This window comes from Pseudomonas sp. GW101-3H06 (genome assembly GCF_059424605.1).
In genome coordinates, this window is the sequence record NZ_JBWKZO010000001.1 from 2363552 (window position 1) to 2387694 (window position 24143).

General features: G+C 55.3%; 24 protein-coding genes, 6 pseudogenes and 1 riboswitch. Of the genes and pseudogenes, 7 read left to right on the forward strand and 23 right to left on the reverse strand.

Annotation, left to right across the window (positions count from 1 at the left end):
* Positions 1-14: 14 nt before the first annotated feature.
* Together AC07ZE_RS10780 and AC07ZE_RS10785 are read right to left on the reverse strand one after the other, a co-directional pair.
* Positions 15-485: a DUF2271 domain-containing protein gene (locus AC07ZE_RS10780; protein ID WP_207264183.1), complete on the reverse strand. Its 471-nt coding sequence runs from the start codon at positions 483-485 to the stop codon at positions 15-17.
* Between the two features lie 92 nt (positions 486-577).
* Entirely contained in the window at positions 578-904 is a 327-nt protein-coding gene (locus tag AC07ZE_RS10785; protein WP_207264185.1) for a PepSY domain-containing protein, read from the reverse strand.
* A gap of 132 nt (positions 905-1036) precedes the next feature.
* On the opposite strand from AC07ZE_RS10785, the gene AC07ZE_RS10790 reads away from it, so the two are divergent.
* Together AC07ZE_RS10790 and AC07ZE_RS10795 are read left to right on the forward strand one after the other, a co-directional pair.
* Positions 1037-1696, forward strand: coding sequence for a response regulator transcription factor (locus tag AC07ZE_RS10790; protein ID WP_207264187.1), 660 nt, complete (start codon positions 1037-1039; stop codon positions 1694-1696).
* Positions 1693-3021: a sensor histidine kinase gene (locus AC07ZE_RS10795; RefSeq protein ID WP_207264189.1), complete on the forward strand. Its 1329-nt coding sequence runs from the start codon at positions 1693-1695 to the stop codon at positions 3019-3021. The genes AC07ZE_RS10790 and AC07ZE_RS10795 overlap by 4 nt, the downstream gene beginning before the upstream one ends.
* A 125-nt stretch (positions 3022-3146) precedes the next feature.
* Here the strand turns inward: AC07ZE_RS10795 and AC07ZE_RS10800 are convergent, their stop codons facing one another.
* The 8 genes and pseudogenes from AC07ZE_RS10800 to AC07ZE_RS10835 form a co-directional block, all read right to left on the reverse strand.
* Positions 3147-4226, reverse strand: coding sequence for an ArsO family NAD(P)H-dependent flavin-containing monooxygenase (locus tag AC07ZE_RS10800; RefSeq protein WP_207264191.1), 1080 nt, complete (start codon positions 4224-4226; stop codon positions 3147-3149).
* A 180-nt stretch (positions 4227-4406) separates the two neighbouring features.
* A riboswitch (Fluoride riboswitch) is annotated at positions 4407-4469 on the forward strand.
* A gap of 302 nt (positions 4470-4771) precedes the next feature.
* Positions 4772-4975, reverse strand: a pseudogene (locus AC07ZE_RS10805) (ATP-binding cassette domain-containing protein); the annotation flags it as partial.
* A 115-nt stretch (positions 4976-5090) separates the two neighbouring features.
* Positions 5091-5456: a YidH family protein gene (locus tag AC07ZE_RS10810; RefSeq protein ID WP_207264192.1), complete on the reverse strand. Its 366-nt coding sequence runs from the start codon at positions 5454-5456 to the stop codon at positions 5091-5093.
* A 336-nt stretch (positions 5457-5792) separates the two neighbouring features.
* Positions 5793-5980, reverse strand: a pseudogene (locus AC07ZE_RS10815) (YgaP family membrane protein).
* Between the two features lie 14 nt (positions 5981-5994).
* Entirely contained in the window at positions 5995-6414 is a 420-nt protein-coding gene (locus AC07ZE_RS10820; RefSeq protein ID WP_207264194.1) for a DUF6691 family protein, read from the reverse strand.
* 2 nt (positions 6415-6416) lie between these two features.
* Positions 6417-6851 (reverse strand): YeeE/YedE family protein, encoded by a 435-nt coding sequence (locus tag AC07ZE_RS10825; RefSeq protein ID WP_207264202.1) that lies wholly within the window; start codon positions 6849-6851, stop codon positions 6417-6419.
* Positions 6848-7162, reverse strand: coding sequence for an ArsR/SmtB family transcription factor (locus AC07ZE_RS10830; protein ID WP_207267798.1), 315 nt, complete (start codon positions 7160-7162; stop codon positions 6848-6850). The genes AC07ZE_RS10825 and AC07ZE_RS10830 overlap by 4 nt, the downstream gene beginning before the upstream one ends.
* Before the next feature lie 331 nt (positions 7163-7493).
* Positions 7494-8474: pseudogene (locus AC07ZE_RS10835) on the reverse strand (site-specific integrase).
* Between the two features lie 877 nt (positions 8475-9351).
* On the opposite strand from AC07ZE_RS10835, the gene AC07ZE_RS10840 reads away from it, so the two are divergent.
* The 3 genes from AC07ZE_RS10840 to AC07ZE_RS10850 all read left to right on the forward strand — a co-directional run bounded on the left by AC07ZE_RS10840 (position 9352) and on the right by AC07ZE_RS10850 (position 12264).
* The gene (locus AC07ZE_RS10840; protein ID WP_207264204.1) at positions 9352-10344 is read left to right on the forward strand and encodes a TerC family protein; all 993 of its coding nucleotides are present in this window, start codon (positions 9352-9354) and stop codon (positions 10342-10344) included.
* 373 nt (positions 10345-10717) lie between these two features.
* Positions 10718-11290: a TetR/AcrR family transcriptional regulator gene (locus tag AC07ZE_RS10845; protein ID WP_207264213.1), complete on the forward strand. Its 573-nt coding sequence runs from the start codon at positions 10718-10720 to the stop codon at positions 11288-11290.
* Entirely contained in the window at positions 11287-12264 is a 978-nt protein-coding gene (locus AC07ZE_RS10850) for a DMT family transporter (protein WP_207264215.1), read from the forward strand. Before AC07ZE_RS10845 ends, AC07ZE_RS10850 begins: the two co-directional genes overlap by 4 nt.
* 159 nt (positions 12265-12423) lie before the next feature.
* Here AC07ZE_RS10850 and AC07ZE_RS10855 read toward each other — a convergent pair whose 3' ends face one another.
* The 9 genes and pseudogenes from AC07ZE_RS10855 to AC07ZE_RS10895 all read right to left on the reverse strand — a co-directional run bounded on the left by AC07ZE_RS10855 (position 12424) and on the right by AC07ZE_RS10895 (position 17699).
* Positions 12424-12606: a DUF2256 domain-containing protein gene (locus AC07ZE_RS10855; protein ID WP_207264217.1), complete on the reverse strand. Its 183-nt coding sequence runs from the start codon at positions 12604-12606 to the stop codon at positions 12424-12426.
* On the reverse strand, positions 12603-14141 hold the full coding sequence (locus tag AC07ZE_RS10860) for a cryptochrome/photolyase family protein (RefSeq protein WP_207264219.1): 1539 nt from the start codon (positions 14139-14141) through the stop codon (positions 12603-12605). The genes AC07ZE_RS10855 and AC07ZE_RS10860 overlap by 4 nt, the downstream gene beginning before the upstream one ends.
* A gap of 25 nt (positions 14142-14166) precedes the next feature.
* Positions 14167-14472 carry a DUF6482 family protein gene (locus AC07ZE_RS10865; protein WP_207264220.1) on the reverse strand — a complete coding sequence of 102 codons (306 nt, stop codon included), beginning with the start codon at positions 14470-14472 and terminating at the stop codon, positions 14167-14169.
* Between the two features lie 14 nt (positions 14473-14486).
* Complete coding sequence (locus tag AC07ZE_RS10870) at positions 14487-15197, reverse strand: SDR family NAD(P)-dependent oxidoreductase (RefSeq protein WP_207264223.1); 711 nt, start codon at positions 15195-15197, stop codon at positions 14487-14489.
* Between the two features lie 43 nt (positions 15198-15240).
* Positions 15241-15798 (reverse strand): GTP cyclohydrolase I FolE, encoded by a 558-nt coding sequence (gene folE / locus AC07ZE_RS10875; RefSeq protein WP_090473967.1) that lies wholly within the window; start codon positions 15796-15798, stop codon positions 15241-15243.
* Between the two features lie 81 nt (positions 15799-15879).
* Positions 15880-16326 carry a thiol-disulfide oxidoreductase DCC family protein gene (locus AC07ZE_RS10880; protein ID WP_207264225.1) on the reverse strand — a complete coding sequence of 149 codons (447 nt, stop codon included), beginning with the start codon at positions 16324-16326 and terminating at the stop codon, positions 15880-15882.
* 62 nt (positions 16327-16388) lie between these two features.
* Positions 16389-17084, reverse strand: a pseudogene (locus AC07ZE_RS10885) (transposase); the annotation flags it as partial.
* Positions 17085-17313: 229 nt separating this feature from the next.
* Positions 17314-17397: pseudogene (locus tag AC07ZE_RS10890) on the reverse strand (alpha/beta hydrolase); the annotation flags it as partial.
* Complete coding sequence (locus AC07ZE_RS10895) at positions 17391-17699, reverse strand: hypothetical protein (protein ID WP_207264227.1); 309 nt, start codon at positions 17697-17699, stop codon at positions 17391-17393. The gene AC07ZE_RS10895 and the pseudogene AC07ZE_RS10890, both read right to left, overlap by 7 nt.
* Positions 17700-17775: 76 nt before the next feature.
* Between AC07ZE_RS10895 and AC07ZE_RS10900 the strand changes: the two genes are divergently transcribed.
* Both AC07ZE_RS10900 and AC07ZE_RS10905 read left to right on the forward strand, forming a co-directional pair.
* Positions 17776-18294: an S-layer homology domain-containing protein gene (locus AC07ZE_RS10900; RefSeq protein ID WP_207264229.1), complete on the forward strand. Its 519-nt coding sequence runs from the start codon at positions 17776-17778 to the stop codon at positions 18292-18294.
* Between the two features lie 57 nt (positions 18295-18351).
* Positions 18352-18777, forward strand: coding sequence for a hypothetical protein (locus tag AC07ZE_RS10905; protein ID WP_207264230.1), 426 nt, complete (start codon positions 18352-18354; stop codon positions 18775-18777).
* Positions 18778-19369: 592 nt separating this feature from the next.
* Here the strand turns inward: AC07ZE_RS10905 and AC07ZE_RS10910 are convergent.
* The 4 genes and pseudogenes from AC07ZE_RS10910 to AC07ZE_RS10925 form a co-directional block, all read right to left on the reverse strand.
* Positions 19370-20029 carry a carbonic anhydrase gene (locus AC07ZE_RS10910; RefSeq protein WP_160109235.1) on the reverse strand — a complete coding sequence of 220 codons (660 nt, stop codon included), beginning with the start codon at positions 20027-20029 and terminating at the stop codon, positions 19370-19372.
* 1097 nt (positions 20030-21126) lie between these two features.
* Positions 21127-22335: an MFS transporter gene (locus tag AC07ZE_RS10915; protein ID WP_207264231.1), complete on the reverse strand. Its 1209-nt coding sequence runs from the start codon at positions 22333-22335 to the stop codon at positions 21127-21129.
* Positions 22336-22488: 153 nt separating this feature from the next.
* Positions 22489-22890: pseudogene (locus AC07ZE_RS10920) on the reverse strand (potassium transporter TrkG); the annotation flags it as partial.
* Between the two features lie 5 nt (positions 22891-22895).
* Positions 22896-24101 (reverse strand): ISL3 family transposase, encoded by a 1206-nt coding sequence (locus tag AC07ZE_RS10925; RefSeq protein ID WP_207262873.1) that lies wholly within the window; start codon positions 24099-24101, stop codon positions 22896-22898.
* Positions 24102-24143 lie beyond the last annotated feature (42 nt).

Here is a 24143-nt window from a genome sequence, read left to right on the forward strand (position 1 = left end):
AGAAAGGGCAGGTGCTACAGATCGTAAGTAAAGGACTCGACATAGGTGCTGCCGGTCGCCGGCTGGCCCGCGCCCTTGGACGTGAGCGGCGCGCTGACATCGGCGCGAGCGTCGCGTTTGTCCTCGACGGCACTGTCGATGCGGATCTGATACCCGGCATCAATCAGGGTGTCTGCCAGTTCGACGCTGACTTTTAGCGTGCGCCCACTGCCGACACTGGCGCCGCTGACCCCGTCAAACTCGCTCGGGTTCATCCCGCTGCCACGGGCCCAGTCGCTCAGGTGCTTGTAGTACTTGGCTTTCTTGCCGGCCACCCAAAGGGTTTTCTGGTATTGGCCGTTGGCGTCGGTGACGTAGATCGCCAGGTAGGCATCATTGCCGCTGTAGTCCTTGAGCTGTGTGGTCAAGGTCACTTCACGAGCCTGAGCCAGACCCGGCAGGGCAATGGCGCCGGCAAGGCAGGTGGCTGCGATGATCTTTTTCATGAGGGTGTCCTTTTGATCGTTAGGTCGAGAGCCTGGACCTGCTTGCTGACAGCAACCTGAAGCGCAGGGAAAACTCATCGACAGGTAAGGCGTCATTCGGTGAGCGGGCTGCCGAGGTAATCCCTGGCATCGCCGTCGTCGCGGAGGAAATGGATCTCGAGTGTGCGCAAACGCAGCGAGGCCGGTGAGTAGCTGGCTTCGATGGCGTTGCCTTTTCGATCCAGCCCCTTGAGCTCGTAACAACCGTCGTCGACCTTGATGCGTTGCACGCTCCAGCCGTATTGCCGCTCGACCTGCTGACGCAAGGTTTCGCGCGGTTGCCAGTCGCTCACCGGGTCGCTGCAATCGTCATCGGCCAGGGCGTAACCACTGAGCAGCAGGCTCAACAGCGTGGCATTGGCAATAAAACCTGTTTTCATGATCTGTCTCCTGCCGAGGTCGGTGTCTGTGGCATACCCTAAGGTGCATTCCTGACAACTAGCTGAATCTTCAGATTCACGTCAGGTAAGGCGATTAAGGTGCTGCATGACAACCATCACAGGAGGTGCCAGATGCGGGTTCTATTGGTCGAGGACGCTCCAGGCTTGGGGGAAGCGGTGCGCGAGCAGATTGCCGATGACGGCCACGCCGTCGATTGGGTGCAGCGCCTGGACCACGCGCGCAACAGCGTACGCACCACGCCTTACGACCTGATCCTGCTGGACCTGATGCTCCCGGACGGTCGCGGGCTGGATTTTTTGCGTCAGCAACGTTTGGCAGGGGACGTGACCCCGGTGATTATCCTGACCGCCCAGGATCAGATTTCCGATCGTATCGCTGGCCTCAACGCGGGCGCCGACGACTACCTGGTCAAACCGTTCGACCTGTTCGAACTGTCGGCCCGTGTGACGGCGGTGGCCCGGCGCTGCAGCGGCAACCCCAATCCACAGATCAGACTCGGCGACTTGCAGGTCGACATGAGTGCCCGCACGGTGTTGCGGGCCGGTGCGACGGTGGACCTGACCGCGCGGGAGTGGGCGCTGTTCGAAGCGTTTGTGCAGCGCCCCAGCGCGCTGCTGTCCAAGTCGCAGCTAGAAGAGCGGTTGTATGCCTTCGGCGCCGAAATCGAGAGCAACACCATCGAGGTCTACATCAGTCGGCTGCGTAAAAAACTCGGGCGCGACCTGATTGAAACCGTGCGGGGCATGGGCTACCGGTTGATGTCCGCATGAAGCCGTCGTCAAGCCTTCAAAAACGCCTCGGCCTGGGGCTGACGTTGGGCACGACCTTACTGTGGCTGGCGGCGACCGTTGGCGCCTGGCTGGTGGTGCAGCATGAATTGAACGAGGCGTTCGACAGTGCACTGGAAGAAACTGCGCAGCGCATTCTGCCTCTAGCCGTACTGGAAATCAGCAACCGGGAAAACCCCAGTGAGGCACAACATGTCGCCACCCTGAAAATGCACAAGGAATACCTGACGTACCTGGTGCGCGATGCCAAGGGCGAGATCCTGATGCAGTCCCACGACGCCAACCCGAAGATCTTCAACCAACAACCGGCCGAAGGCTTTTCAACCACAAAAAAATACCGTCTGTACGGCGCCAGTGCGCTACGTGAAACAGTGTTTATCGAGATTGCCGAACCTCTGGAACACCGCCGTGAAGCGGCACGTGAAGCGTTGCTTGCCTTGTTGTTGCCATTATTGGCGCTGATTCCCATCAGTCTGTTGGGCACGTGGTTGTTTGTGCGCATCAGCTTGCGCAGTGTATTGGCCTATCGTCGTGCCGTGGAGACTCGTGGGGTGGGTGATCTGTCGCCGATCAGCGGGGCGCGATTGCCGGCGGAAATCGCACCACTGGCGGAGGCGGTCAATCATCTGCTGGAGCGCTTGCGCAAGGCTTTGGAGAGCGAACGCAGCTTTACTGCCAACAGCGCCCATGAACTGCGTACGCCACTGGCGGCAACCCTGGCGCAAATCCAGCGACTCCACCAAGAGGCGCCCGAGGGCCCGTTGCGAGTACGTGCGGCGAAAATCGAAAACGCGTTACGCGAGCTGGCGCGGCTTTCGGAAAAACTCATGCAACTGGCCAAGGCCGAAGGCGGTGGCCTGTTGTCCGAAACGCCTCAGGACCTCATTCCGTTGCTCGCCCATGTGGTTGATGAGTGGAACAACCGCAGTGGGCACCGGATCAAGTTGCAGCTGCCAAACCAGACCTGCGTGTACTCGACCATTGATCCGGACGCCTTTGGCATCCTGTTGCGCAACCTGATCGAAAATGCGCTGAAGTACGGGGCAGCGGATCAACCGATCGATGTCAGTCTCACCGAACAGGCACAGCTACGGGTGGTCAATAGCGGCCCGGCGGTGCCGCAGTCGGTATTGCAGCACCTGACAGAGCGCTTTGTGCGCGGTCACAGTGAAATCAGTGGTTCAGGGCTGGGGTTGGCGATTACTAAAACCATCGTGCAGGGGGTCAACGCGAGAATGAAATTGTTTTCCCCTGCAACAGGTCGACAGGAGGGGTTCGAAGTGTGCGTCTGGTTACCGCTTGCCTAGTTCCAATCAGGTCGTCAGGCGCCACTTGGCTTTTTCTCAGCGTCGAGAATAACGAGCGAAAGTTGAGTTCGGCGCGTCCACAGGCTCATTTCATTCATGTCCTCTACTCCTGGGGTGTAGGCGCACTAGTGCACGGACGGATCGCCAAGATAGGCCGCGATCTCATTCACTGTGCTGCGTGCTGTGCGTGTTACACCGATCAGCGTGGCGGAAGCCGAACCTGTCCACTCGCCATAGCCTACCAGCCATAGTCTTGGTTCCTGGATCGAGTGAGTGCCGTCGACCTTAACGCGACCTTCAGTGTCGATCACCCCCAACGTATCCAGATGCTGAAGTGCGGGCCTGAACCCGGTACACCAAATGACCGCGTCCACTGCAGATTCAGATCCATCGGCCCACATCACGCCATCGCGAGTGAAACGTTCAAATGGGCGTACAGACTTGAGAGCATCACGCTCACGGGCTTCTACAACTGGTGGCACCATGACGATGTCTCCCAACCCGCCGACCGGCTGGTCAATGACACGCCCCTCTTGCTGGGCCTTCAAGCGCTGAGTGGCGCGCTCGAACAGCACCCGTCCATCCACATCGTCAGGCAAAAAGACCGGTTCAGTAGCGGTTACCCAAGTGGTCTCGGCGACCTTGGATATTTCTGCCAGAATCTGCGCTCCTGAATTGCCACCACCCACCACCAAAACCTTCTTGCCAGCAAACGCTTGTGCATCGACATAGTTCGCGGAATGCAATTGCCGACCGGCGAATAATTCGGCATCAGGGTAGTGAGGGATATACGGATTGCTCCAGGTGCCGGTAGCGCTGATTACAACCTTGGCATCCCAATACTTGTCGTCAGAACGTACTCGTAAGCCAGACTCTAAGCGTTCCACGGAAACGACCCGAACCGGGCGTTCCACCGGAAATTGGTAGCGCTGCTCATATTGGTTGAGATAGTCGATTACATGATTTCGTGTGGGATAGCCTTCTTGCGCGGGCGGCATCATCCAGCCGGGTATTGAACTCCAGGTGGCCGGAGAGAATAAGCGCAGCGAGTTCCAGCCATGCCGCCAGGCACCACCGGGCTCTTCCTCTGCGTCGAGGATGACGAACGAAAGTTGAGTTCGGCGCAGGAAATACGCTACCGCCAAGGCTGACTGACCTCCACCGATAATCACTACATCTCGTTGGTCGCTGGGCGAAGGAGTCATGGTGGAAACCTAAAGTCGATGCCGGTAGCCAGTATAGCGACCCAAGTTTGAATCCAACTGATCTAGCTCATAGTTTGAGGATGCTGATCGACATTGATTAAATGCTTCGAATGACTGCTTATCAGTTTTGGATCCTCGATCCACGTAGCCGCTTGAATGTCTGTACGCCGCTGCTACAGGATGAAAGCAGGAGATGGCAATTCCTCCTTTAACCACCTTTGTGCTGATGATGCCTACGTAAACCCTGGACAGGGTGCGTAGGTATGTCTCCCTGTCTTCCAATTTAGGACAGGATAGTGACTTCCATTCCCTTATCAGCTCCCTCTCTCCGCTTGCGGTTATCAGTACCTCCGACCTCAGAGAAAGTGTTAGCTGCACGATAGGCTTCCTTGAATTACACTCGGAATTGCTGAGGAATCAGCCCCGTCCGAAATATAAAAAGCCCGGCTTCGCGCCGGGGTTTTTGTTTCTGTCTGCGCGAGGGTCGAGTCTGGGTTGAGATCACAAACCAAAATGTCATACCAACCGTTGGTTAAATTGTTCTAGATGTTGTTTATGCGCCCGGTGGAAATCGGTTCAAGAACAGAGTTCGGTTCATCCAGAAGCAATACTTGGGGCGCAAAGCGATGGTGCGCGTATACATAGGTGCTGTTGCTGGCCACCTGGCAGGCACTGTGCGCTTTGTTTGAGCTTGTCCTTAACCTCGTCTCAAAGCGCTGAACCATTGGTGCTTGTTCTACGCGTGCATCCAACTCATGAAAAGAAAGTTACTCACTCGTCAACAGCCCGTGGGACGGCCGTTAGACCCACATTTGCGGAAGTGATGGTGGCAAGCCGAATGAGGTTAGCCAGGCCAAGCCTTGTTCACATGATGGACAAATAGGCCATGAGCAAAACGCCCAGGATTGCCGTAATGACATTAATGCCAGGGCCAGCATTGACACTGTAGCCAAAGGGGATTTCAACGGGCTTGAGGGTATTGACCACCTTTTTGTATTGCCAGGCTGACCAGCAGGCAACCCATGAGCCCAGCATCAGAAAAGCCAGTCCGATCCAGAACGAAAAATGTTTTCCAGGAGGCCCCAATACGCCCGGCTTTAGCATCTGCAGTAGTAGCCCGGATCGTTCAATCACAAATCCAAATGCCATCAGCGAAAGGCTGGTTCGGTTCCATGCCAGCAATGTTCGCTCAGCGGCAAAGAACACGCGTGGATCGTTCAGGTCGGACATTAAAATCTCCTAGTCAAACAAGTTTTGAAACTGCCCCGCTCAGAATACTTTTAAACAATAGCAATCTATTTGTACGTTTATAGATCCAGCAGCTGGGGTTAATGCGCATGGCGTTAGCAGGGTGTTGAACCACGACCTAAATCGTTCAACTGCCCTTGTAAGGCTGCGATAGCATTGGTAAACGCTATATTTTTAAGTGAATCAATTAACGTCAGCCTTTCGATATAGGAAATGGAGTGCTCACTACCAATGGGCTTGGGCAAGGAACCCTGATCAGCGCTACGTACCTGAACCACCACGGGCACCTTAATGTGCCCGCAAGTACGCAACGGTAGTTCAGCGATGGTTACAGGTTTTGATGCCCAGCAACGTATAGTCAGGGCAGAAACGGAAAATACCAGTGGCCAGCGGCACTAAACTGATCCAACCCCCGCGCCGATCACACCGGACAGACTGAGGCCAATGAGAAGCAGGCCAGCGACAATGCGCAGGCTACGGTCAATGGTTCGAATATCCGCTTTCATGGCGGATCTCCCGATCAATGGCTGCGCCGGCTCTCCAGTGCAGTAAACAACAACATGCCGGCCAGCATGGCCAACATGAACACGATCACTTGCCAGTGCCCTGTCAGTAGAATGGCCACTGCGGGGCCAGGACAGATGCCCGCTATACCCCAGCCGATGCCGAACAACAGGCTCCCGCCAATCAAGCGCGGGTCCAACTCACGTTTGATCGGTAGCTGCATTGGCCTTCCCAACAGCGAACTGGATTGTCGGCGGGCCCAGGTAAGCGGGCCAATGGCCACGCCAATGGCCCCGACCATGACCAACCCCAGGGAAGGGTCCCAGGCACCGGTTAAATCCAGGAAAGCGAGTACTTTGCTCGGGTTGGCCATGCCTGCCAGAAGCAGGCCCAGGCCGAAAAGCAGGCCAGCAATGAACGCAGTCAGTTTGGTCATGTTCAACCCCCCAGCAGATGACGCAAGACAAACACCGTGACGAAACCGCTGAACATGAAGCACACAGTGGCGACCACCGATCGCGGCGAAAGGCGCGATATGCCGCAGACCCCATGGCCACTGGTACAACCTGATCCGTATCGGGTGCCGATGCCGACCAATACACCGGCGACGATCAGTCCGCCCCCGCCACTTTTGAACTCAATCTGCGGCAGCGCGGCGAACAAACCCCATAGAAGCGGCGCGATGAGCAGGCCCAGGAGAAAAAGTGCTTTCTCACTCACCCCCTCGCTCCCACGCTGTAAAAGACTGCCGATCAAGCCGCTGATCCCGGCGATGCGCCCGTTGGCGACGACGAATAGACTGGTCGCCAGGCCAATCAATGCGCCACCGGCAAGGGATGACCAGGGAGTGAAGTTGAGCCAGTCGACATTCACGAGCTTTCTCCTACGCAAAAGTGTTGATACAGGGTTTGGATGACTGCCAATGCTGCGGGACTGCTGATGCAATAGAACACCTGCTTTCCGTCACGGCGAGTCTCCACCAGTCCTTCGCGACGAAGCACAGCCAGCTGTTGAGAAAGCGTTGGTTGCTGTATCCCCAGCAGTGACTCCAGATCGCTGACATTGCGCTCACCTTGCGATAGCTGGCACAGGAGGATCAAGCGATCCGGATTGGCCAGGGCTTTAAGGAATTGGCTGGCAGCATCGGCATTGGAGTGTAGTTGCTGGAGATCTGATTCGGGCATACGATTGATCATTAATTAGTCAGTTTGTTAAATTATATTATATAAAAAAGCTAAGTGTTTGGTGGCACTGATTTGCGCTGGTCACTGGCAGGAGAGATCGGGGGGGCAAGTCACGGGCTATAGGCGAGGCTTGGGTGTTGGCGCCGACGCCGAATTAACCTGATTCATCGCACCAATGCCTGTTCGAGATTAGTGCCGATTTTGAGATGGGTTAGTCTTACATCGTCACGTGAGTCAATTTGGCATCGGCGTCAATAGGCCGGGATCGATCTGAAGAAAACGCTCGACGATGTCCATGAAACTATGAGGACGCAGCACTAAATATGCCGACTTATGAAGGTGGTAGGGATCCAGTCGCGGTGTACGCTGGAAACGACATCATTGATTCGGTCGGTGGGTGTTCGTAGGTCGAGGACAACACAGCACTGAGTCGATCACCCAGCAGATTCCAGGCGTGTTTCTTCTCTTCGGCATAGTCGTGATGCAGATAGTGACGCCTGACCCGGGAGCCGGCCAGCACATGGTTTTGGCAGCGGTCGATGACGTCCAGGCTGACCCCCAGGGCCTGCATCATGGTCGCGCCCGTGCGACGAAGGTCATGTGGCGTCCAGTCGCCGTTCTGGCCGTCGGCAAGAACCAGGGTGTCGTCGTGACGCCGTCTGGAGAGGGCCTTGCGGTTTTTGAATCGGGCCTGGCGATCGCCGACCTGTTTGCTCACCACCTTTACGTCCACATGCCCATCATCCTGCTTGTTCGGAAAGCACCATTGGCAGTCTCCCGTTAGGGTCTTGAGCTCCTGAAAGAAATGCAGCGCAAAGGGCGAGAGGCAGACATGGTGGTCTTGTTTCTTGCCGCGTGTGCCTTTGACGTTTTCACAGGGGAGAAATCAGGTCTGCTGGTCCAGATCGACATTTTTCCATTCGGCCTGCAGCAACTCGGCATTGCCGTCTTTACGCGCGACGCCATCCAACAGCCAGGCCTTGACCAGGTCCTGGACGGTCAGCGTTTGCACCTTCGTCGTTTTTACTTGTTCGGCCTCTACGTTAGCCGCGGCGTATACCTGTGCCTTGGCGGTTTTCTTGTGTAAGTCGGGATTGATTTGCTCATCAATGAGCGCCCGGGCCTGGTTACGGGACTTGCGGATGTCCGTCAGGGATTTGCGCGGCCAGGTTCCGCAGGCGTGCTCTTTGTTCTGGTCGCCCCAGCGATACCGATAGAAAAAGCTGACCGATATACCGTCCTTACGCACGGAGATTCGACCGGCGAGATTACCATCCTCCCGGAGGATGCGGCCGGAATCTTCAGCGGTCAGCGACTTGAGTTATTTGATGGTAATTTTGGCCATGAAATGGACTCCCCCTACTTTTACCCCCACAAAAACGCCGGCTCTTGATGGACGTTCCTGGACTCTCGTAGAGCAGAACACCGCTGGAGCTCAAGTAAAAACTAGCTTAGAAAAATCCAGAGTAAAATTTTGGAATCTTTCAAGAAGTATGAAAAAGGAGATGGGGTGCTAGGGGTCGAGTGTTCGAATCACTCCGTCCCGACCATTATTCCTGAGTAAAATCAGACACTTAAGCCGATCATCTAGATCGGCTTTTTTTGTGTCTGCGCAAAACCCGCGCAATACTGGCGCAAAACTACCCGGTGATTTCGCTGATTTTCAAGTCCGGAATTGCTGTGAGTTCACGCCGTTTTTGGCCCTTTTTCGCGCTGCGCTCTCGCTCGCCCAAGCGCACAAACGACTGGCCTAGTAACGAGCGCGGCCGAACATTTAGTCCGAAAAGGTGGCTGGGTGATCGTAGTTGCTGGAGGTGATCGTAATAGACCGTTTCAATCCTATTCTGCTGCCATGGGCTCTGGGACGTAAGAATCGGCTCTTCATCGTAAAACTCTCTGAGGTTGTAGCTCAGGTCAACCGCCAGTGTTAGCTGATCCTCGTCTAGCTCGTTTGGATCGAACGGCCTCAAGAGTAGGCCAGCGTGAAACGTTGTTATGGATTTTCTACCTCGACATTCCGACCTCAGCGGCGGCCTCCAACATTGAAATAACTTGCAACTCTTGCGTGATTGAGAAATCCCACGTCTCTCTCTAAATTTTTTCTCCACAACACCGGGCCCCTCTGACAGCGAATCGCTGCCATGTCGGAGTTGTAGTTTGTACAACTTCGACACTTGGAGGAGGGGCTCATGACTGCCCTAGAACCGTTCTTCATGGCCGAGTTCCTCGGCACCGCCACTTGGTTGTGGCTAGTCTTTATCAGCATCGTGATAGGCCTGTTGGTCTTCGACCTCGGGGTTCTCCACCGTGAGCAGCGAGAAATCGGCGTTACTGAAAGTCTTCTGCTGTCTGCTGGCTATATCACGGCTGGCTTGCTGTTCGGACTCTGGGTCTGGCAGGTCAAGGGTGTTGACGCCGGGATGGATTTCTACACCGGTTTTCTGATCGAGAAATCGTTGTCGATGGACAACGTGTTCCTGATGGCAATGATCTTCAGCTTCCTCTCTATCCCGCGTAGGTATCAGCACGAGGTGCTGTTCTGGGGCATTCTCGGTGTCATCGTGCTGCGCGCGATCATGATTGGCCTGGGGGCGGCGCTGATCGCCGAGTTCAGCTGGATTCTGTATGTGTTCGGCATCTTCCTGCTGTTAACTGGAGTGAAGATGCTGTTCAGCAAGGTCGATGCCCACCCGAACCTTAGCGAAAACCTGCTGGTGAAGTTCCTGCGCAAACACATGCGGGTGACCGAGCAACTGCATGAAGGGCGCTTCTTTGTCCGTCAGGCAGATGCCAGCGGCAAGTCCGTGGTCTGGGCGACGCCGTTGTTCTTAGCCTTGGTGCTGATCGAGTGTGCCGACCTGGTGTTCGCCGTGGACAGCGTGCCAGCGATCTTCGCCATCACCCAAGACCCCTTCATCGTCTACACCTCCAACATCTTCGCAATCCTTGGCCTGCGTGCGTTGTATTTCGCCCTGGCGGCGATGATTCACCGCTTCGCCTATCTCAAGTACGCCTTGGCGCTGGTTTTGGTGTTTATCGGCGGCAAGATTTTCATGGTCGGTATCATCGGCAAGATTCCGGCGGTCATCTCCCTGAGCGTGACCGTGGCTTTGCTGCTGGGCGGTGTACTGCTATCGCTTTGGAAAACCCGCGACCAGGCTTCTGCTGGCCCGCAGGTTTAGATCCAAACAGGTGGCGGCCGCCACATGAAAACAGTAAACCCGGCGCGAGGGCCGGGTTTGGAGAATCGTTACCAGTTACGCTTGCAGCGGATATCGCCCAGGTTCCTCTCCCTTTCCGGGGGACTTTCCGTTACCAAGAAGAGTTGCCCTTCATAAAGGGGGACGAGGTCGATTCTGGGCTAAGTGCGATGTGGATGCAGGGTGCGTTGAGCTAGCGTAACGAACGTGCTGATTCGCCAAATCCTACGATTTAGTACCGCGTTAGCATGCTGCGGCTTGTGTCGTAACGGCCATGACTCAGGTCGTATTTGGACGCACTACAATCTTACCGGTCAGTATAGTCAGCTCCGTCCCGATGCCGGAGTGCCTTAATATGGATAATACCCGCGAGCGCTTGATTGACTCAGCGCTGAAGCTGTTTCTGTCACAAGGTATATACATTACGGGTGTGATGGCCATCGCCGCGATGGCGGGTGTTACCAAGATGACGCTCTACAGCCATTTCCCCTCCAAGGATGCGCTGATTGTGGCTTGCCTTGAGGAGCGTGACCGACGCTGGCGTGAAGAGGTGGCGCGCACCTTGGCAGGGTATCCTGACCCGGTCAGCGGCATGCTCGCGTTTTTCGATTTGTATCAACGCTTTCTTTTGCAAGATAGCGAGCGCGGGTGCCTGTTCGTCAACAGTGCGGCTGAATTCCCCCAGTTTAGCCACCCTGTGCATTTGGTAGTGAGCAGGCATAAGCAAGGGATACGCGAAAACCTAGCCGCCTTGGCTATGAGCGCCGGTATAAGCGACGCTGACGCAGTTGCTGAGGGGCTGTTTATCTTGCTGGAGGGCAGTTTCGTCAGCGCCGCCTTGCGCCAGGATGTAAGGGTATTTGACACTGCCCGCCACGTAGCTCATTGCTGGATCCGCAAGCAGGCCCCACAGGAGCAGAGCGTATGACGCTGGGCCTATTAGCGGCCATTGCCGCCACTTTTTCCTGGTCACTGCTCTACATCTTTCCGGGGTTGGTCGGCGACTACAGCCTTTTTGATCTGGCTGTGGTGAGCTATGCCTTTGCCGGTTTAGGTAGCCTGCTTGTGCTGTTCGTTTACCGTAGCGAAGTGCGGCAATTGCGACTCACCGACTGGGCCAGCGCCGCATTGCTGGGTTTCTTAGGTTACATCGGCTACTTCTTCCTGATCACCACTGCGGTCTTGGCAGCTGGGCCGGTGATTCCTCCGGTAATGATGGGGTCAGTACCGATCGTGCTCGCGATTGCCGGCAACATGCGAAGCTCCAGCGTGCCCTGGCGCGCCATTGCCGGGCCGCTGTTGGTCGCGGCTTTGGGCATAAATCTGGTCAACCTGAGTGTGTTTGATTTTCGCAGCGCAACGGTGGTGCTCCCGACCGATTCGATACTGCTTGGGCTGCTCGCATCGTTAATCGCAATTGGATTTTGGACTGGTTTTGGATTGTTAAATGAAAGTGCTTTGGCTCAACGCCCAAGCATGTCTCCCATGTTGTGGTCAGCCATGCTGATCTTCATGTGCAGCGTGGAAATGCTGGCTTTTATCCCCGTTGGTCTGTACTTGAACCTGTCCCACTTCGCTAGCCATCCGAGCGGGTTAGCAGGTACTCAGGCGCTAATTGTCTGTGGATTGATTCAGGGGTTAGGGGCCACCCTTGCAGGTGCCTGGGCGTGGTCAATCGCAACTCGACGTCTACCTCTGGCTCTAAGCGGGCAATTGATCGCCAGCGGAACCATTTATGCAACTACGATGGGTCTGCTCATCAATCAACGCTGGCCCTCTCCTATGGAAGCGCTTGGGACAGGGTTGCTATTCGTCGGCGTGGTATGGGCTATTCACGCCTTTTATCGCAGGCAACCACGCCTCGCGACACGTGGTGGGATAACAGGCCTTGGCCAAAACTAATTCGACTGCGCCCGTATGGGCATTTGAGGTGTCCACTTTGGATTGATTTGGCATCATTGTGCTAAGTGCTGGGATCGGGGAGGTGTGTTTGACGGACGGTTACGTTTATCCAATGTTTGTAGCGATAAGACACCGTGCCAAACGACCTGAATTCGAGGTTTATAAGCGTGCAGCATTTAGTCTTATATCTGGCATAAATACTCGGTTTTCAATGCGTCTGTGCCGCCGGCAACGCTCCGAGCAGTAGCGCACCTCGGCCCAGCAGCGCGCCCATTTTTTGCGCCAGGCGTAGGGCAATCCGCAGATCGCACAGGTTTTGATCGGGAGTTCACTCTTCTTCAAAACGACTCCCCGGCATCCAGTTTGGCGAGCAGTTTCTGGCCACGATCCCATAGCGCTTGCTGCTTTGATTCAGTCATACGATCGAGGTTTTTGTAGACCATGCCCATGCGCTGATTGCCGCGCAAAAGGTCGCCGTGACGCATCAGAAAATGCCAGTAAAGCGAATTGAAAGGGCAGGCGTCGTCCGTCGTGCTTTCACTGACTTTGTACGCGCAGTTACGGCAGTAATCCGACATGCGCTTTATGTATTGACCACTGGCGCAGTAAGGCTTGGAGCCCAGGTAACCACCATCGGCGTGCATGACCATGCCCAACGTATTGGGTAGTTCGACCCAGTCGAATGCGTCCAAATAGATCGCCAGGTACCAGTCGCAAATCTGGGGCGGCGCGATGCCGGCCAGCAGTGCAAAGTTTCCGGTTACCATCAGCCGCTGGATATGGTGGGCATAGGCATGTTTCAAGCTTTGCCCGATCGCTTGGCCCATGCAATTCATCCTGGTGTCGCCCGTCCAATAGAACTCTGGAAGCGGCCTGTCGTTGCCAAACAGATTGCCGTCGGCGTAGTCGGGCATCTTCAGCCAGTAGACACCCCGAACGTATTCACGCCAGCCGATGAGTTGGCGGATAAAGCCTTCGGCTGCATTCAGCGGGATCCTGTGCGCCCAGTAAGCAGCTTCCACGTCGTTGCACAATTTACGCAGATCCAGCAGACCGATATTCAGTGCGGCGCTGATCCGTGCATGAAACAGAAAGGGTTCATCACTGGCCATCGCATCTTGGTAGTCGCCGAAGGCTGCCAGACCCCAGTCGAGGAAGTAGTCCCAAAGCGCTTGGGAATCGGCGTGGGTTACCGGGTAGTCAAAGGTGTCAACGGCACCGTAGTGGCCGGAGAAGTGTTTTGCGACCAGCGCCAGCACGTCCTGGGTTATCGCATCGGCCGAAAAGCGCATGGGCGAGGGGGCTCTTAAGCCTTTGGGAAGTGCCTTTCGGTTTTCAGCATCAAAGTTCCAGGCACCGCCGACCGGGCTACTGTCACCATTGAGCAACAAGCCACTCTTGCGTCGCATCTCTCGGTAGAAGAACTCCATACGCAGCTGCTTTTTGCCTTCGGCCCAGGACGCAAATTCTAGTCGGGTGCAGAGAAAACGAGTATCGGTATGCCACTGGATTGTCAAGCCACAATCTTTGAGCGACTGCTCCAGGCGCCAGTCACCACATTCTGTAAGGTGCAACTCATCCGGCGCTAGCAATGCGTGCCAGCGCCTCAACTCACCCGACACTGAACCGCTGTTCTGCGGATCATCGAGAGTCACGTACTGCACGCGAATGCCGCGCTGCTGCAACGCATCGGCAAAGTGGCGCATGGCGCTGAAGATGAATGTGATTTTTTGTGGGTGATGGGGCACATGGCTGGCTTCCTCCATCACCTCGACCAGCAACACCGTATCGTGCTCGGCGTCCAGGCCCTGCAAAGAGGCAAGGTCAAACGATAACTGGTCGCCCAGAACCAGACGAAGGCGGTGGGTGTTTTTCATGCGCGATGGTCCAGATGCATACGACTCACAACGGCGCCGTAAGTGAAAAGGGAATGCGCAACGAATCTATGGGGCCTTCACGTACGCCGCACATTTCATCGTGCACGCACTGCTGCACCAGCACGCAGGGAAAGGGTGGAACCAGTTGCAGTAATTCACGCAGGTGACTGACGGAACGAAGGTGCAGTGGTTTCGCGGCATCGTTGAGCAGCGTGGATTGACCGTGATCCTGCGTGACGCGCGCGACATAAAAACCACCCTCCAGCGACAGCAACTCCAGCTCACGGATTTCGCCCTTCGAAGCTAACTCGATCAACGCTTGCAGATTCAAGGTGTACTCCTTGCCTACCAGGGTAGGCGTTCTCCGGTGTAAGCAAAGAAATGGCCGCTGTCGGCTGGCGCCAAGCGGTCAATCAGTGACAACAACTCTCGGGCAGCAATGCTTGCAGGCCTGGCAGCAGAGACGCCCCGAAAGGGCTGTGACAGGCTTGAAATAACAGTGCCAGGATGAAGGCTCAGTAAGCGGGTCTGAGGACGGGTGCGTGCCAGTTCGATTGCCGCTGTTTTAATCAGCATGTTCAACGCTGCCTTGGAGGCGCGATAGGCATACCATCCGCCCAGCCGGTTATCGCCAATGCTGCCGACCCTGGCGGAGAGCACCGCCATCACTCCGTGTGTATCAAGCAAGGGAAGAAAGTGGCGCAACACAAGAGCAGGCCCGAGTGTGTTGACTTGGAAGACAGCCTGAAACGCATCCACTTCAATCGCGCAATAACTTTTTTCAGGCTTGATTTCGTCACGGTGGAGCAGGCCAGCGGCGTGCACAATCAACTGATAGGGTGCTTCGGCCGCTAATTCGATAGCGGCTCTGGCGATACTTTCAGGCTCTTCTAGATCCAATCCAGGAACACTTTTGCGCCCCAGCTCACGAACGCCTGCACAGCTTGGATCTGCCTTTAGCCATTCACAAAAAGCCGCGCCGAGTGCTCCGCTGGCGCCGATCACCAAGGCTCGGTAGCCAGCGCCAAGCGAGTTCATCGTGAAAGAATTGTTCATTAGCCTCTCCCGCAGAAAAGCGCGATTGCCGTTCTGGGCGTTGCTAGCGGCGCCCGATCAGTTGCAGAAATTCCTGACGCGTGGTGGATGACTCGCGAAAGGCGCCCAGCATCACCGAGGAGGTCATCACCGAGTTTTGCTTCTCTATGCCGCGCATCATCATGCACATGTGCTGTGCTTCGATGACCACCGCCACCCCGGCGGAATCGGTGATGTGCTGGATGGCGTCGGCAATCTGCTTTGTCAGGTTTTCCTGAATCTGTAAGCGGCGGGCGAACATTTCGACCACTCGCGCAACCTTCGACAGGCCCAGGACACGTCCGGTGGGGATGTACGCCACATGAGCCTTGCCGATGAAGGGCAGCATGTGGTGCTCGCACAATGAATACAGTTCTATGTCGCGAACGATGACCATTTCATCGTTTTGCGACTCGAACAGTGCGCCGTTGATCAGCTCTTCCAGGTTCATCGTGTAGCCATTGCACAGGTACTGCATTGCTTTGGCTGCGCGTTTTGGCGTGTCCAGCAGTCCTTCTCGCTCTGGGTTCTCGCCGACGCCGACGAGAATTTCACGGTAGTGTTCGGATAGAGATGGGTCCACGTTGATGTTCTCCGTGATGCTGCATTTCATGAACGGGAAATCCCAGGCAGCAGGGGCTTGCAGGTCACTTCAGTTTTGTTTTCACAGCCGGCGGTTCGCGGGCTCTGGTGCTGGCGGCTTCACCGCACAGCGGTAATCGCGACAGCGGCGGCTGCCATCCGGATGAGGCAACCATGCCAAATACGGGCGTAACTGGCAGAACAGGCGATATCCGACGGTAAGAAGCGGCCGGATCGCAGGCCAGGTCAGCGGTGTGGCCCAAAAGCCCAGACCGGCTGCTCGCCAGCTCCATAGCGTGGCGTCCAGGCCCTTCATCCAGCGACCATCCGCGAATCGGGCATGCAGGGATGACTGCATTTGCTCGAACGTGAACCCTAAGGCCGTTGAGTCGAAATCAGCGTCGTTGATGTCAACAAATCGTAGGCGGGTGTCTAAGGCGCGCTGGCTGAGAAATTTGATTTCCCGGGCGCAGAGCGGGCATTCGCCGTCAAAGTAAAGCGTGAGTGGCCACTGCTTTTTATTGTACATGTCAGGCAGCCTTGTATAGGTTTTGTATAACATAGGCCGAAAAATCCCGACTGACAATGGCCGTCATTCAGGTGCTCATCGTCTTCGGCCAGCACGGTATCGCGCAATGCATCCACGAGCGGCTGAAGTTGCAGGCCTGTTTGTCCAACACACCGAGCCAGCGTTGAGCGTGCAATCGGCAGGCCGGCGCGACCGAAAATCTTCTCCTGCCGATACAGCGGCAAGTGGTCGGCGAATTTCGCCACCATCACGTTAGCCAACAAGCCTGCGGTCGGGATGCCTTTGTCGATGACCTGCGCAGGAACGGGTGCCTGGATCAGGGTTTCGCACTGACGGCAGGCCCATTTCCCGTGCACATGCTGCTCGACGGTGAAGACGCCGGATGTGTAATTCAGCTTCTCGTTGAGGTCCTCGCCGATGGGCTGAAGCTGGCAGCCGCAAGCGCACTGGGTCTTATTTGACTCGTGCTGCATCACGGTGCGCGGGAGCTGCGCAAGCAGCGGCGCACGCTAGGGCTTCTCACGTGGCTTGGCCGGTACGGCTGGCGGATTGACCGCGTTAAGCGCGGCTTCGATGGCCGCGAGGTCGGTATCGAACAGGTCGTCTAGGAGGCTGCCTTGGTCAGGGCTCAGTTGTTCACTGCGCTTGGCAAACTTGTGGCGTTTAAGGATCGCGATCTCATGGGCAAGTTGTTCATTGACCGTTTCGAGGCGGTGGATCTTCTGGCCCATCGAGTCGACCTGGGACAGCAACTGCAAAGATTATTCGACCAAGTATTCGATACATCAGTCGCTAACCTCGCGACATAACAGGCTCAAGCACTTAGGCAAAGAAAAGCCCGCGTGGGAAGCGCGGGCTAAAAGGTTTAGAAGGAGCTGGGATTAATGTAATCAGATGCGTGTGAAAAAACTGTGAATCAAGAGCATCTGTCACTTTCCAATAACAGGCCGCTGCCAATCGGTAAACCTCATGGCAGCTATTTCAAGTTTATTTTGCCGCCTTCTCAATCAGGTCAGCTACGGCCTTTGGATTGGACACCATAACAACGTGCGAGCCACCCTTGATCACGACAGTTTGCTTGGAGTGCGCACGTTCATCAACCCCGATTGACGTGTAGCTGTGTTGTCCGCCAGACCATACAGCACTGCCCGACGCATCGCCGCCACTGCCGATAGGTCTGTGATCAGTTGGTTACCTACTAGATACTCATCGCCCGGCTTAATGACCTCCTTGCCTTCAGCCGGTGAAACCGCATTTGTCAAAGGACTGTAGCGATCGCCGTTGCCAAGCATCGCGAGCTGCACATTACGCAATTCAGTTCCGTAGACACCGAACTGCTTGGTCGCATGGCTGACTCGATACAATCCTGCCAATGGATACCATTACGGATATCGGTTTGATTTCACCAAGGCCCCGGGTTTTGTTGCACACAACAAGACTTATGACTCATTGACCAACTACACCGCGCAGGGTGTGAGTCTGGACGTCACGCCGGTTGACGCGAGGTTGAGACCTGCGCAGAAAAGCCTGCCCACCGACATCCCGGCGAATCAAGCATCCGATGCGGTGCGGGCGGTGGTTTTCCGCGGGCTGATGATCTGTAACGAGGCCAATGCCTTTGAACCGGCCCGTGCCATTACCCGAGGAGAGTTAGCCAACACGATGCAGATGACGTTGGCCGGTGAAATAAAGGGCGACAAGCAAGTTGTTTTTACTGATCTCCTAGTGGATTCCCCTTTGTATGATCAAGCCGTGATTGTGGTTTCTAATGGCTGGATGAAAAGCGGGCCTGCGTTTGATGCGAACAAACCCGTCACCCGAGAAGAGTGGGCCGAAGCAGCAAAAATTTTGGTCGCTAAAGGCTCCGTGACTACAGTGAAATCCGATGTACCCAAAGGTACAACTGTCCGTCGTGATGAAGTAGCCGAACTGATCGCGCAGGCTTACGGGTTGGGAGACAAATCTTGAAGTTGGCTGTATGTCCGTTACACAGATTGCATGCGCTTACAAAATGAACTGAATCAGATGCCTCTCGACCAGATTGAGATTTTCGCGCTCTCTAACCTGTTTGCTGGTGAAGAAATAGGTTTGGCTTCAGCGAAGAGTGATAACCCAATGTTTCGAGTAATTGCGCGCGAGAAAACCAGCGCGGGCTTTTACTCGATCATTCATTGCTCGCTAGAAGGGCGATGGGCAGATGAGGCCAAGGAGCGTTGCTGGACATTCGATCATGCTTCGCTGAGCCAAAGGGGCGTTTTTGTCTGCTGGTCCGATGACAACCGGACGTTGTGTTTGGAGGCATTCAGTCGTGAGGGCGGATGGCCTTCGGTGTTGTTGCCCGAGCAATTGAGTCTCGCGACCAGCGCTATAGTACATTCCAGCAGTGAGCTTTATAGATACCAAGTCCTAAGCCGAGGGGGCAAGAACCTTTGCGAGCAAGCTTCTGGCTAAGCAGATTTTTCCGTCCGGCCAAGTCATTTAGCCTGTAGTTAGAAGGCTATCTTGATTAAAATCCGAGGCGAACGCGAGCTTGACTGCCGTCGCCACGTTCACCGCAAAATAGTGTTTCTCGCAATGATTGTTTTTTCTTCTGGGTGCACTGAGAGGTTGGTCACCGAAATTTAAATACAGGCGGCCTTGGCACAAACTGCCTGGGAGGCCGCCCTGTCAGTGGGAAGCTATGTGTCGTTGGCCCGAACTGCGAGTGGATAGCTGTTGGCATCGGTATAAGCATTGTGCAAAAGCCCATTTCATCACATCGCAGTTTCAGCCCCTACCCTTACAGAAAGCGCGCATATTAACCGTCCACCCCTTCGACGGAAGACAGAAAATGCATTTCGAAATGTCTGATTTGGCCGTTTTCTGCCCGTCGCAAGAGGCAGAAAACGGCCAGTTCCTGTCGTTCGCCAGTCCCGTCGAGCAGCCATTCGAACAGTTGATCCGATCCAAAACTTGCCCGATAGAGACAGTGCCGTTTCGCTGACCTTAGCTGGGGCGAAAATATTCCGGAAGTAATGCGACCAACCTCAATTGTCTGTCGCCATTACATATGTCTGCCATTGCGGGCAGCGATCGCAACGGTGGTCGGTGAATCAGCAAGTGAAACGAATTGTCGTGTCGCGCCATCAAGCGCATCGATGCAACCCGTCTCGATGTCGTAGACCCAGCCGTGCAGATTCATGCGCCCCTGCTCAAGCGCGAGTGCCACTGATGGGTGCGTACGCAGATTCGCCAGCTGCGCGATTACGTTTTCGCGCACGAGGCCGTCGAGCTTCGCGCGAGGCGTGTCGAACTCATGCGCCGCGTTGATCGCTTTCGCGGCGTCCGAGTGACGTAGCCAGTTAGCGACCGCCGGAAGATGGTCCAGACAAGTGCAGCGTGAAATGGCGCCCATCGCTCCGCAGTCCGAGTGGCCACAGATCACGATATCCTGTACGCCCAGCACTGCGACCGCATATTCGACGGTAGCCGAGACGCCGCCTGGTTCGGGACCATACGACGGCACAATGTTACCGGCGTTGCGAATCACGAACAGCTCGCCCGGTTCGCGCTGTGTAAGGAGTTCAGGCACAACACGACTGTCCGAGCAGGTGACGAACAACGCCTTCGGATTTTGTGTCGTCGCGAGCTGCCTGAAAAGCTCGACGCGTTGCGGATAAACCTCGCGCTGAAAGCGCAGAAAGCCGTCAATAATGTCACGCATGGAGTCCTCCAAACCCGAATGCCGAATACTGGCACGAACCCTCGATATATCATCGCGCCACTGTGGTCATCATTATCGCAGACCTCCTGCGCCTTGGCTGTACTTGATCAACGATGGACTTCGAGCCGTGACCAGCGCGGCGGATGTCCGAAGCAACCTGACAGCCTCCGTTTATTTTTCGCTGGCCTGAAAGGCGAGTGAATTGGTCCTGTTTCCGTAGATGCTTTCAAAGGACCGCTTCTGGTTTTCTCTGAGCAAGCTTCATGGCTTGGACACAAGCGATGCTACGAAATCAATTGTCAGGTCATTTCTACGCCGTCTTTAAATCTCCCCGGATCGTTACGGTTTGCGCAAAGGTAAATCGTCTCTTCGCATCATTGAGCGTATGCAATGGGCCGATTGCTGCCCGTCGCAGAGGACTGCAATTAACCCGCGCGGTCTCTTGGCCAAGTAGCGTGAAAAATAAACGCGCATGTACGGACAGTAGTTCGGTATTGCTGAGCGGACTCTGCTGTAAAGGTGGTTCATAAAACATGAAAGATGTAGTCGGCGGACTCGTTGGCAGCCAGAGACACCGCGGATGCGGTCAATCGCTCGCGCAGCGATGAATCATCAACCCGCACCTGCCACTCAGAGCCTGGATATTCCTCGAGAGTACTTTTGATGCTGTGAATCGCTTCGAGCAGTTCTCCCCCGAGGTGGCCCTGTCGTGGTTTTACCAACCAGATCGGACTGATCCTTGAACCTGTAGCGCGAGGTTTAGGCTTTACTGTGTTGCCGCGTTATGCACTCCTGGCGTTTCAATGACCAGAAAGTATCCAGGTCATTAAGGGGCCACGATTGGTCGAGAGACACTCTGTGGCTGATACATCGCGCCGAATGGCCATTGTCTACTCGGGCTGAGTTGGTCGTTCAAAAACTGAGGACACTGATTGAAGGTCTGTGACTGAGGAGTCACACCTGGCAGGCAGGTCTTCAGTTGGAAGTCGGTGGGAAACAGGATGTTTATCAGGTCATCAGTCTGTAAGCATGTATTGGCCAAATGATTGCCGAGTACCCGGTAAACTAGGTTTAAGTCTTCCTTAATTCTTGCGTGGTCACCGCCCGTGATCATGCAAGCGACGTGTGCTTTTACTACGCAGTGCTATCAGCAGTATGAGCGTCACCGCAGAAAAAATGGCTCCGGCATAAAACGTCATTGCTGAACCATAGTTTTGCCAAAGTAACCCCGCAATCCCACTTGCCAGTAGCATGGAAACACCGCCCACCAGGTTGAAAATCCCGAAAGCGGTTCCTTTGAATTCTGCCGGTGTTGTGTCAGCGACAAGGGCTGCCAATAGCCCCTGACTTAATCCCATATGAAGTCCCCACAGGGCAACGCCGAGTATCAGCATTGAGGCGGACTTGGCACTGGCTAGAACCAGATCGGACGAGATCAGCAGTATCAATCCAACCCCGAGGAGATTTGTGCGGCTTACACGGTCAGAGAGCTTCCCCACAGGGTAAGCCGAGAGCGTATAGAAAAAGGCCATCACCACCATCACTATAGGCACCCAGGTTGCAGACAGTCCTGTTTGCTGAGCGCGCAAGACTAGGAAGGCCTCACTAAAGCGTGCCAAGGTGAGCAGTGCGCCCATTACTACTACCCACCAATAAGCCGGCGAAAAGCTGTGTAGCAGTTGTAGCCGTATGGGTGAACGAAAGCGCTGAGCTAACCGCTCATGTGCGGACTCATCGACGCCAACAAAAATCGGAATGACCGCTACCAACGCCGGTATCAGCGCGATCCATAACACCAGTGGAATGTCTTCACTGAAGGTATACATCAGGCCGATGGCTACTGCTGGCCCGAGGAAGGCCCCTATCGTATCCATGGATTGGCGTAGGCCGAAGCAGGCGCCACGGATCTGCGGTGGAGATACATCGGCGACCAGGGCATCACGCGGAGCGCCGCGAATACCTTTGCCAATCCGATCCAGAAAACGTGCGGTGAACACCATCTCTGCGGATTGGGCCAGCGGAAAGAGTGGCTTGGTGAGTGCAGCCAGTCCGTAGCCCAGCAATAGCAGGCCTTTGCGTCGTCCGAAGTAATCGCTGATAGCGCCTGAAAAGACTTTAACGATTAGGGCCGTCGCCTCTGCAATACCCTCGATCAGCCCCAGGGTTATCATGCTGACGCCTAGAGAACCCACCAGATACATCGGCAGCAGGCTATGAACCATTTCTGAAGACAGGTCCATGAACAGGCTGACGAACCCTAACGCCCAGACCGTACGGGGGATACGGGTAGCTATTGTCCGGGACATATTGCAGTTTCCTTGGCTGCCGCCCATTTGCATTGACGGCGTCCAGTAATGTTGCGCCTAGATCACATACAGCCATCTGTTTAACAAGCTTATAGCGGGATACGGTGCCAATTGTTTCGCGGGCATTGAAAATACGCGCGCCTACCTGCCCAATCAGTACCTCCAAAAGACGGGTGTGAGCAGCACCAATACGGTCAGAATTTCCAGCCGTCCCAAAAGCATGCCGACCGTCAACAGCCATTTTGCGGCATCTGGCAAGGTCGAGAAATTGCCCGCTGGACCAATGATCGTGCCCAGCCCGGGACCCACGTTGCAAACTGCGGTGGCAGCACCGCTTAAGGCTGTCGTCCAATCAAGACCGATCAGCGCCAACCCCAGTGCAATGCCACCGATGGTGATGGTGAAAAAAAATGAAAAGGTCAGCAGTGAACGCGCGATGTCTTCGTCAATGGGATGGCCGTTGTATTTTTTCCGAATCACCGCACGAGGATGAATCAGTTGTTTCAGGCTGCCCATCAGCAAGGAGGCAGCGACCTGAAAGCGGAAGATTTTAAGGTTCTTCACGGATTACCGGGAAAGACGCTCTTGATCTTCATAAAGAAAAACTCGCTATCCCGGTAACCGTACGCCATCCGCTTGATGACCTTTATTCGATTGTTTATTCCTTCCAACTGACCGGTGTGCATCGGCCAACGAACCCGACTTACGATGCCCCGCCAGTAACCCTTTAGTCGTTTGGCAAATTGGATCAGGGCCGGAATTGCGCTTTCATGAGCATGGCGCAGCCATTGCTTCCAGGCCGATCTCCAAGCCCAGGCGGTACTCGGTGCCCAGAGTGTTTTGAGTTCAGCCTTCATCAAATAGACCGTCATCAGTGATTGGTTGGCTGCCAATAAATCCTGCAGGTGAACCTCTTGTTCAGGTGTTTTCAGATTCTGCGGATTGCGCAGCAACAGCCATCGCGCTTGTTTGATGACCTTGCGAGACGGCTTGTCGTGACGTAGCCGGTTGGCTTCGTCGACGCGGACCCGGTCAATGACCTCTCGGCCGTATTTGGCCACTACGTGAAACAGGTCGTAGACCACTCGCGCTTTCGGGCAGTGCTGACGAACTTCCAGGTCAAAAGCGGTGTTCATGTCCATCGCCACCGCTTCGATTTTGGCGCAACCTTCTGGCCCAAGTTCTTCGAAGAACGGTCTGATCGCCGCCCGGCTGCGGCCTTCGCCGATCCACAGAACCCGTCGTGTGTCGGCATCCAGAACAACGCTGGCGTAGCGATGCCCTTTGAACAGCGCGAACTCATCCATCACCAAACGTCGTGGTTGCGCCTTCGGCAGTTCGCTCAATACCGCCTGTAGGGCGCGACGTTCCAGCAATCTAACCGTGTCCCAATGCAGGCCAAACATTTGGGCCACGTGCAGAGTGGGAAGACGCTCGCAAGCCTGAATAACCGCATCGGCCAAGCGGCGCGTCATGCGCGCATAGCGATCCAGCCAACTGACGGCCTCCATGCGTTTGCCACAATCGCGGCAGCCAACTCGCCTGAGCAAAACGTTGAGGCGTACCGCACGGCCAAGAATGGGCAAATCACGAACGACTCGCTCGCAATACTCATGAGTGGTTGAACAGGTTTTTTGGCAGCCGCCACAGGAAGGGAATCGGGTGGCGTGGGGTGCTAGATCAATCTGGAGGGCGTCACCATCAGGCTTGATGTTGACGACAGAAAAGCCCTCCCAAAAAGGAAGGAAAGTATTAATATCGCGCATAAGAACGCCGGTTTGTTAGATGTGTTTGCTCGCACGAACATC

Coding starts and splice junctions, on each gene's coding strand:
- AC07ZE_RS10780 (WP_207264183.1), bottom strand. CDS start 485: ATGAAAAAGATCATCGCAGCCACCTGCCTTGCCGGCGCCATTGCCCTG.
- AC07ZE_RS10810 (WP_207264192.1), bottom strand. CDS start 5,456: ATGTCCGACCTGAACGATCCACGCGTGTTCTTTGCCGCTGAGCGAACA.
- AC07ZE_RS10880 (WP_207264225.1), bottom strand. CDS start 16,326: ATGTACAATAAAAAGCAGTGGCCACTCACGCTTTACTTTGACGGCGAA.
- AC07ZE_RS10870 (WP_207264223.1), bottom strand. CDS start 15,197: ATGAACAATTCTTTCACGATGAACTCGCTTGGCGCTGGCTACCGAGCC.
- AC07ZE_RS10915 (WP_207264231.1), bottom strand. CDS start 22,335: ATGTCCCGGACAATAGCTACCCGTATCCCCCGTACGGTCTGGGCGTTA.
- AC07ZE_RS10800 (WP_207264191.1), bottom strand. CDS start 4,226: ATGACTCCTTCGCCCAGCGACCAACGAGATGTAGTGATTATCGGTGGA.
- AC07ZE_RS10860 (WP_207264219.1), bottom strand. CDS start 14,141: ATGAAAAACACCCACCGCCTTCGTCTGGTTCTGGGCGACCAGTTATCG.
- AC07ZE_RS10845 (WP_207264213.1), top strand. CDS start 10,718: ATGGATAATACCCGCGAGCGCTTGATTGACTCAGCGCTGAAGCTGTTT.
- AC07ZE_RS10850 (WP_207264215.1), top strand. CDS start 11,287: ATGACGCTGGGCCTATTAGCGGCCATTGCCGCCACTTTTTCCTGGTCA.
- AC07ZE_RS10910 (WP_160109235.1), bottom strand. CDS start 20,029: ATGCGTGACATTATTGACGGCTTTCTGCGCTTTCAGCGCGAGGTTTAT.
- AC07ZE_RS10790 (WP_207264187.1), top strand. CDS start 1,037: ATGCGGGTTCTATTGGTCGAGGACGCTCCAGGCTTGGGGGAAGCGGTG.
- AC07ZE_RS10830 (WP_207267798.1), bottom strand. CDS start 7,162: ATGCCCGAATCAGATCTCCAGCAACTACACTCCAATGCCGATGCTGCC.
- AC07ZE_RS10785 (WP_207264185.1), bottom strand. CDS start 904: ATGAAAACAGGTTTTATTGCCAATGCCACGCTGTTGAGCCTGCTGCTC.
- AC07ZE_RS10925 (WP_207262873.1), bottom strand. CDS start 24,101: ATGCGCGATATTAATACTTTCCTTCCTTTTTGGGAGGGCTTTTCTGTC.
- AC07ZE_RS10795 (WP_207264189.1), top strand. CDS start 1,693: ATGAAGCCGTCGTCAAGCCTTCAAAAACGCCTCGGCCTGGGGCTGACG.
- AC07ZE_RS10840 (WP_207264204.1), top strand. CDS start 9,352: ATGACTGCCCTAGAACCGTTCTTCATGGCCGAGTTCCTCGGCACCGCC.
- AC07ZE_RS10820 (WP_207264194.1), bottom strand. CDS start 6,414: ATGACCAAACTGACTGCGTTCATTGCTGGCCTGCTTTTCGGCCTGGGC.
- AC07ZE_RS10905 (WP_207264230.1), top strand. CDS start 18,352: ATGCCTCTCGACCAGATTGAGATTTTCGCGCTCTCTAACCTGTTTGCT.